The organism is Bacillus canaveralius (genome assembly GCF_002860125.1).
GTDB classification, from domain to species: domain Bacteria; phylum Bacillota; class Bacilli; order Bacillales; family Cytobacillaceae; genus Bacillus_BJ; species Bacillus_BJ canaveralius.
The window spans coordinates 25,511-32,574 of the sequence record NZ_PGVA01000053.1 but is presented as its reverse complement, the minus strand read 5'-3'; the positions used below and the strand labels follow the sequence as shown (position 1 = coordinate 32,574).

Genomic DNA, 7,064 nt, shown 5'->3' with positions numbered 1-7,064 from the left:
TGATTTTTATTCCATTTTTTCATCCTTGACTTTTTCATAGATTTTTTGTGCAACGCTAGTGATAAAAGAATAATAAACTAATATTCTTAATCATTATTTTCTCTACTAACGTATAAAAATGTTTTGATATTTTTTTTTTACTAAAATTGATATTTGCTTTGATATATAGGAAAAAACTTCCTTAATATTAGGTTCATTCTTATCTAATAAGATTCCAAAAACCGTTCCACTATGGGCTATAACAAGACCGCCTCGGCATACATTAGCTAATTGTTCAAATTCATTAAAATAAGGTTTTGGTAATAGTTTTTGATTTATATGCGCACTAATTGTGGCGGCCTTACAAATAAAAGATAAGTTCCTTTTCCTGAACCCTTCCTTTACAAGCTCATACGCTTCTGTAAATTTATTTTGGTCATGGAAATGATATGGTTTTGCTAATTGATTAAATTGAAGGGTATCAACCACTCCTCCGACATCAATACCAACTAGTAGGAAAGGAGGTAAGGAACCAAAGCTTTCAATAAGTTCTCCATTTATATAGTCATAAGCAACAACATCATCATACATGACTCCATCTGTAGGCTCGATTTCAATCGCAATCGAAGAAAGCATGGGTTCTGTCAAAGGCAGAGAATAACTATGTGCAATTGCTTTCATGGCAGCCATGATATCAGCTGAACTGCTTGCCATTCCCTTGCCAACTGGAATATTTGAACGAATATGCAGGTGGCCGCCTCCTTGCAAACCAAACTTCTGACATAGTTTTTGGCAAGCTTCTTTTGCTTTTACATTTGAATGTAATCCAGTAATTTCAGAACCTGTTGGATCCGGTATAAAGATAGCCTCACTTCTTAAACTTGGTATTGGCAGCGTTATTAAGAAAGGACGTTCACCTATTTTACCTTGTACAAGTTCCCCAAATGTACCGTTACAATTTCCCTTCCCTAGTCTCATTGTATAAGCACCTATTCTACAGAATTAATATATTATATTGTCCTAGCAATAAAGAAATAATAAAAAATAGAAACACACAAATTGTCGCTGAGGTTTTCATCACTAGAATGGTATGTAAAATATCATCTGGTTCAATTTGTCTAACCGGTTCCCCCATTTTGGCGCGATGAGAAGGAACTCCGAAATAAAAATTTGTGCCCCAAAGTTGAATATTAAGTGCACCAGCAATTGCGGCCTCAGGATAGCCGCTATTTGGACTCGGATGTAAACTAATAGACTTCCCTATCCACACTACCGGATGAGGAAGAGCGCGAGGATCACCAATTATTCGATCAATCAAATAAGCCGTAAGAATATAAATTGAATGTGACAGCATCCTGTATATTAGCCTAATTGATTCCTAACTGCTTCACAAGTTGCCTTATAGACAAAGCATCCGATCGCATTCCCTATAGTCGTAGCTGTGCCTGCAAAAAGATGAATAGGATAGCTAGTATTTTGGCTGGATGCCAAAACAATAGAATCCATAGTCGTGCCTAAAAGGACTAGGGCCATGCACTCTGCTGCCCCATTTCCAATTAGAATGTGCTCGGGTGTAACAGCATTCTTTTCAGCAAGCTTCTATTTTAACAATCGCTGTCTGGGATCTGGATAATGAACAATCGTATCAAGCTGATCCCGCAGCCTCTCCATCACTCTAGGGGGTGGACCGAGCGGATTGATATTGGCACTGAAATCCAACAATTGTTTCGACTCGCGTCCAAAAAGCAGCTTAGCTGTTAGAAGATCTCCGCCATGTCCATATTTTTCAATCCACGCCATTAAAATTCGATTCCTTTCACAGCCGGAATTCCTTCATTATAATAATGCTTCACTGCTTTCATTTCCGTAACTAAATCAGCGCAAGCCATTATTTCTTCTTTTGCGGAACGCCCTGTAATGACAAGATGCATTTGCGATGAGCGGTTTTTTATCAAATGAATAACCTCCTGCAAAGGAAGAACATCATGGATTGGAAACTTCTCAATCGCAAGTGCATTGTTAAGTTCATCTAGAATGACAACGTCATATTGACCAGAAAGTACCTTTTCTTTCGTAAACGTCCAAGCTGCTTTTAATGCCTCGCGATGTTCCTCTGGAGTCTTTGTCCAGGTAAAGCCGACTCCCGTTTGATAGATTTCGATGCCTAATTTATCAAACGTGATTTTTTCCCCATATGTTCTTTGCGGAGATTTAATAAATTGAATCACTAATACTCGTTTTCCCCGACCTGCTGCACGGATCGCAAGACCGAGGGCAGCCGTTGTTTTCCCTTTTCCGTCACCCGTATAAACTAACACAAGTCCGCTCTGCTTTTTGTTTTCTGCTTGTTCTTCCATATCCTTATCTCTCCATTACAGCTGCATTGTTTTTTTCTTCAAACCATTTTATTTTTTCTCGTAATTGCACCACTTCTCCGACAAGTACAATAGCGGGATGCGTGATTTGCTCATTTGCTGCTCTTTCTTCAATCGATTCTAGGGTTCCGGTTACTGTCTTCTGTTGTTCAGTTGTTCCCCATTGAATAATGGCGACAGGCGTATCTGAACGTTTTCCATGCTCAATCAGCTTTTTGCAGATGTAGCTTAAATTCCCAACGCCCATATAAAAAGCAATCGTATCAATACCTTGCGCCAGCGCTGACCAATTCAAGTGGTCTTCTTCCTTTTCTGCACGGCCGTGACCAGTTACGATGGCGAAGGAAGACGCGTAATCGCGATGCGTAACTGGAATTCCCGCGTAGGCAGGCGCTGCAATTCCTGATGTAATTCCAGGTACTATTTCATAAGGTATGCCATGTTCAGCCAATACTTCCGCCTCTTCGCCAACACGTCCGAATACACAAGGATCGCCCCCTTTTAACCGGGTTATTGTCTTTCCATGCGATGCTTTTTCTACTAAAAGCTCATGAATTTGCTCTTGAATCAATTGGTGTTTTCCTGGGAGTTTCCCGCAAAAAATCAGTTCTGCATCGCCCTTTGCGTACTGGAGCAGTGCTTCGTTCGCTAAGCGGTCATATAAAATGACATCCGCTTTTTGAATACATTCCATCCCGTAAACGGTGATGAGCTTTGGATCTCCCGGTCCTGCACCTACAAGATAAACTCTTCCTTTTGTCATATTCTATCTCCTTACCCTTACTCTTTAGAAATGCCTGCTGAAGTAAATGTCGCCATTTCTTTTAGCATTAACGTGGCTGACTGTAAAATCGGAAACGCAACCGCCGCTCCGCTTCCTTCTCCTAAGCGCATGCCTAAATCAAGGATTGGCTGCTTCCCTAATAACTGAAGGGCTATATCGTGTCCAGGTTCGACCGAACGATGTCCGACAATCATGTATTCACTTGCATGGCTGCAAATTTCCTTTGCCAATAGGGCAGCCACCGTACAAATAAAGCCATCTACTAAAATCGGAATACGATGACTAGCTCCTGCTAACATTGCCCCTGTAATCGCAGCCATTTCTAGCCCACCGACCTTTGCTAATACGTCAATCGGGTCGTTTCGGTCTGGCTTTCGCGCTTCTATTGCACGAACAATTACCTCTTGCTTATGGGGAATTTCCCCAGAATCGATTCCTGTTCCGCGCCCTACCAGCTTATCGATCGATTGTCCGCTTAAGACAGCTAAAACCGCACTGCTTGCAGTTGTATTGCCAATTCCCATTTCGCCAAGAATCAAGCATTTACTTCCTTGTTGAATCATTTTCTCTGCTCGTCCATATCCTACTGCTATCGCTTTGTCTGCTTCTTCTCTTGTCATCGCATCTTGTTTATAAAAATTTGCTGTACCATATCGAACTTTTTGATTCACAACACCATCAGCACATATATCTTGAGCAACCCCAACATCGACAACTTCGAACGCAGCACCGATTTGTTTGCTGAACACATTAATGGCTGCACCTCTATTTAAAAAGTTCATAACCATTTGTACGGTAACCTCTTGAGGATAAGCGGATACTCCTTCTTCTACAACACCGTGATCCGCAGCAAACACGATCACCCCCGGCGGTGTTACAACAGGGAACTCGTCTGAAGTCATTTCGGCCAGCTGTATCGCCATTCCCTCTAATCTTCCCAAGCTCCCTAGCGGCTTTGTTAGAGTATCAATATACGCCCGCACTTTTTGGCCGATTTCTTTATCTAATGGTGGTATTTCCGTTAATAAATGACTCATGGAGTTATCCCCCTTTTTTGAAATTCCGATACTTTTTGCTCAATGAAATCAAGTTTTACATGTCCTCTTACATGGTCCGCTAGACGATCAAACGCTTCTTCGCGTAATTGATTAAAGGAAATGCGATTGTGTATCGGCGCTAATCTTTTTGTTTGGCGAAGCTGATTCAACAGGTCCTCGCGAAAAGCATCATTATGAAAAATACCATGAAAATAGGTACCGATTACTTGTTCATTTTTACTTTTGCCGCCGTCTGGTCGAAAAGCTGTCTCTATAAGTGCTTCACATTGGCTCGTAGGCTCCGTCTCACCCATATGTATTTCATAGCCTGTCACTCGATAGCTTTTTCCATAGAGAGCAAGACGGCCCTCTGATAATAGGGTTGTCTTCTCTTTAGTAATCGTCGTACGGATTGGCAGCAAGCCTAGCCCATCGATTGCTTGATGCTGCGACTCAATCGCGTACGGATCCTTAATGTCTTCCCCCAGCATTTGATACCCGCCGCAAATTCCGATTATGACCGATTTTTTCTTGCGATGTAATTCCAATATTTTTTCCGCAATGCCGCTTTCCTTTAAAAATAGAAAATCGTCTATCGTATTTTTACTTCCAGGCAAAATAACTAGATCTGGTTCCTGTAATTGCTCTTTTCTTTTAATAAAACGGACATCACAATCAGGCTCCACGAAAAATGGATCGACATCGGTAAAATTGGATATTTTCGGATATTGAATGACCGCGATATCTAATTCTTTTTCTGTATTTTGAGCGGCTGTATATTGATTTAAAATAACGGAATCCTCAGCATCGATATTTAACTGATCCATATAAGGAATGACACCTAAAACAGGTTTTCCTGCATATTCTTCAAACCAAGTTAATCCGGACTCTAATAGACGAATATCACCCCGAAATTTATTAATGATGACACCAATCACCCGGTCCCGATCTTCCGGCTCCATTAGCTGAAGGGTACCTACTAAACTGGCAAATACACCTCCTTTTTCAATATCACCGATCAGTATAACCGGTGCGTTAGCCATCCGTGCGACACGCATATTCACTAATTCACGATCATTCAAATTTACCTCAGCTGGGCTACCGGCCCCTTCAATCACTATCCGTTCAAAGGTTTGAGAGAGTTCTGTCAGGGACTCCTTAATAAGCTCGATCCCTGTTTGAAAAAATTCCTGTCTATACGTTCCAGCTTCCATGTTTTTATATGGTTTTCCATGGACAACGATTTGAGATTCATTATCACGGTTCGGCTTAATTAAGATCGGATTCATATGTGTCGTTGCCTGAATTTTGGCTGCCTCCGCCTGTACCCCTTGTGCTCTTCCTATTTCCTTCCCGTCAATTGTGATGTAGGAATTCAACGCCATATTCTGGGATTTGAATGGAACGGTTTTATGGCCGTCCTGTGTGAAAATACGGCAAAATGCCGTAACGATCACACTCTTCCCGACATCCGAATTTGTACCTTGAAACATGATTGGGAGTGCTTTAGCCATTTACTTTATGCTCCTTACATTGCTTAATCCAATTTTCAACCATTTCCGGGCATGAGCCAAAATGAAAATGGGTATAGCCGGCAATCAGGTTCCCTTTCATATATCCTTCTTGTTTCGTGCCGCGCATCCCTTTGGTTTGGTATGCATATTGAATGTTCGTTTTCGGGTGGAAGGTAGAATAATGAAACTCATGACCTTTTGCTTTGAGATTCCCATCAAATAAGAAATTTCCTTGCTCTCCTGTTACTTCACGATATCCTAATGCTGCAAGCTTTGATTGCATTTTAACCATCCCAGGGATAACACCTACCATTTCATACTTCTTTTCATCGGTGGTTTCAAGCGCTTCTGTTAAAAACATAAAGCCGCCACATTCTGCCAAAGTCGGCAGGCCATTTTCAATCGCTGTTTGGATGGAGCTCTTTACCTCAGTTTGGTGTGCGAGCTCTTTAGCGAATTCCTCTGGAAAACCTCCGCCGATATATAAACCGTCGACATAGTCCGGAAGAATTTCGCCGCGCAATGGGGAGAATTCTACTACCTCTGCTCCGAACGCCTCTAGCATTTCAAAGTTTTCTTGATAGTAGAAATTAAAGGCTGCATCTCGTGCCACCGCAATCCGAACCGTTTGTTTATCCCTTCTACCAAACTGGGACTCTCTCATTTCCAGCAGCGGTGCTTGCGCTAACTCGTACAATTTCTCAACATCCACCGTTTCAAGCACTAGATGACCAAGCTGGTCGAAAAACGGATCCAGTTCACCGCGTTCTACGGACGGAATTAAGCCTAAATGACGCTCCGGGATGGCAATGTCGGAATCCCTTTTCAGATACCCGAGAACCGCGATCCCGCACTCCTGTTCAATGGCTGTTTTCACAATTTTAAAATGCCCTTCGCTCCCGACGCGGTTTGCGATTACACCGACTATGTTCGTTCCATCTAGAAAGGCTTGAAATCCCTTAACAATCGCCGCTGCGCTTCGTGCCATACTGGCACAATTCACAACCAGAACAACCGGACTTTTGGTAATGATACTAATTTCAGCTGTTGTACCATCGTTATTTGTTGGGTTTTTCCCGTCAAAGAACCCCATAACTCCTTCAATGATCGAAATATCCGCACCATCACTGCCTCGATTGACAATCTCTTTTACCATCTCGTGATTCAGCATCCAGCTGTCTACATTTCTGGAAACTCGGCCTGTAACCGCCGTATGATACGTCGGGTCAATATAGTCCGGTCCGCATTTAAAACCTTGAACCGTGTACCCCTTTTTTCGTAAAGCTGACATCAGTCCAATTGTCAGTGTGGTTTTTCCTACACCGCTTCCTGTACCTGCAATAACAAGTCTGCGACCTGTCATCTTTTTCGCCCC

Annotated in this window: 9 protein-coding genes; all 9 read right to left on the bottom strand. The window is 42.2% G+C overall.

Annotated elements, in window-relative coordinates:
* Nucleotides 1-105: 105 nt before the first annotated feature.
* Nucleotides 106-957 (bottom strand): GHMP family kinase ATP-binding protein, encoded by an 852-nt coding sequence (locus CU635_RS18360; RefSeq protein WP_101578834.1) that lies wholly within the window; start codon nt 955-957, stop codon nt 106-108.
* Between the two features lie 16 nt (nt 958-973).
* A complete protein-coding gene (locus CU635_RS18355) occupies nt 974-1,333 on the bottom strand; it encodes a cobalamin biosynthesis protein (protein ID WP_101578833.1) in 360 nt (119 codons plus the stop codon).
* A gap of 8 nt (nt 1,334-1,341) precedes the next feature.
* The gene (locus tag CU635_RS23495; RefSeq protein ID WP_180956634.1) at nt 1,342-1,512 is read right to left on the bottom strand and encodes an adenosylcobinamide amidohydrolase; all 171 of its coding nucleotides are present in this window, start codon (nt 1,510-1,512) and stop codon (nt 1,342-1,344) included.
* Nucleotides 1,513-1,578: 66 nt separating this feature from the next.
* Complete coding sequence (locus tag CU635_RS23490; protein WP_180956635.1) at nt 1,579-1,779, bottom strand: hypothetical protein; 201 nt, start codon at nt 1,777-1,779, stop codon at nt 1,579-1,581.
* On the bottom strand, nt 1,779-2,336 hold the full coding sequence (gene cobO, locus CU635_RS18345; RefSeq protein ID WP_101578832.1) for a cob(I)yrinic acid a,c-diamide adenosyltransferase: 558 nt from the start codon (nt 2,334-2,336) through the stop codon (nt 1,779-1,781). The genes CU635_RS23490 and cobO overlap by 1 nt, the downstream gene beginning before the upstream one ends.
* 4 nt (nt 2,337-2,340) lie before the next feature.
* Complete coding sequence (gene cobA, locus CU635_RS18340) at nt 2,341-3,117, bottom strand: uroporphyrinogen-III C-methyltransferase (RefSeq protein WP_101578831.1); 777 nt, start codon at nt 3,115-3,117, stop codon at nt 2,341-2,343.
* A gap of 17 nt (nt 3,118-3,134) precedes the next feature.
* Nucleotides 3,135-4,175 (bottom strand): nicotinate-nucleotide--dimethylbenzimidazole phosphoribosyltransferase, encoded by a 1,041-nt coding sequence (cobT, locus tag CU635_RS18335; RefSeq protein WP_101578830.1) that lies wholly within the window; start codon nt 4,173-4,175, stop codon nt 3,135-3,137.
* Nucleotides 4,172-5,689 (bottom strand): cobyric acid synthase, encoded by a 1,518-nt coding sequence (locus CU635_RS18330; protein WP_101578829.1) that lies wholly within the window; start codon nt 5,687-5,689, stop codon nt 4,172-4,174. Before CU635_RS18330 ends, cobT begins: the two co-directional genes overlap by 4 nt.
* Complete coding sequence (locus tag CU635_RS18325) at nt 5,682-7,052, bottom strand: cobyrinic acid a,c-diamide synthase CobB (RefSeq protein ID WP_101578828.1); 1,371 nt, start codon at nt 7,050-7,052, stop codon at nt 5,682-5,684. The genes CU635_RS18330 and CU635_RS18325 overlap by 8 nt, the downstream gene beginning before the upstream one ends.
* Nucleotides 7,053-7,064: the final 12 nt, after the last annotated feature.

Bases quoted from the DNA above. Each gene is read 5' to 3' on its own strand.
- CU635_RS18360 (WP_101578834.1), bottom strand. From the start codon at position 957: ATGAGACTAGGGAAGGGAAATTGTAACGGTACATTTGGGGAACTTGTA.
- CU635_RS18355 (WP_101578833.1), bottom strand. From the start codon at position 1,333: ATGCTGTCACATTCAATTTATATTCTTACGGCTTATTTGATTGATCGA.
- CU635_RS23495 (WP_180956634.1), bottom strand. From the start codon at position 1,512: ATGGCCCTAGTCCTTTTAGGCACGACTATGGATTCTATTGTTTTGGCA.
- CU635_RS23490 (WP_180956635.1), bottom strand. From the start codon at position 1,779: ATGGCGTGGATTGAAAAATATGGACATGGCGGAGATCTTCTAACAGCT.
- cobO (WP_101578832.1), bottom strand. From the start codon at position 2,336: ATGGAAGAACAAGCAGAAAACAAAAAGCAGAGCGGACTTGTGTTAGTT.
- cobA (WP_101578831.1), bottom strand. From the start codon at position 3,117: ATGACAAAAGGAAGAGTTTATCTTGTAGGTGCAGGACCGGGAGATCCA.
- cobT (WP_101578830.1), bottom strand. From the start codon at position 4,175: ATGAGTCATTTATTAACGGAAATACCACCATTAGATAAAGAAATCGGC.
- CU635_RS18330 (WP_101578829.1), bottom strand. From the start codon at position 5,689: ATGGCTAAAGCACTCCCAATCATGTTTCAAGGTACAAATTCGGATGTC.
- CU635_RS18325 (WP_101578828.1), bottom strand. From the start codon at position 7,052: ATGACAGGTCGCAGACTTGTTATTGCAGGTACAGGAAGCGGTGTAGGA.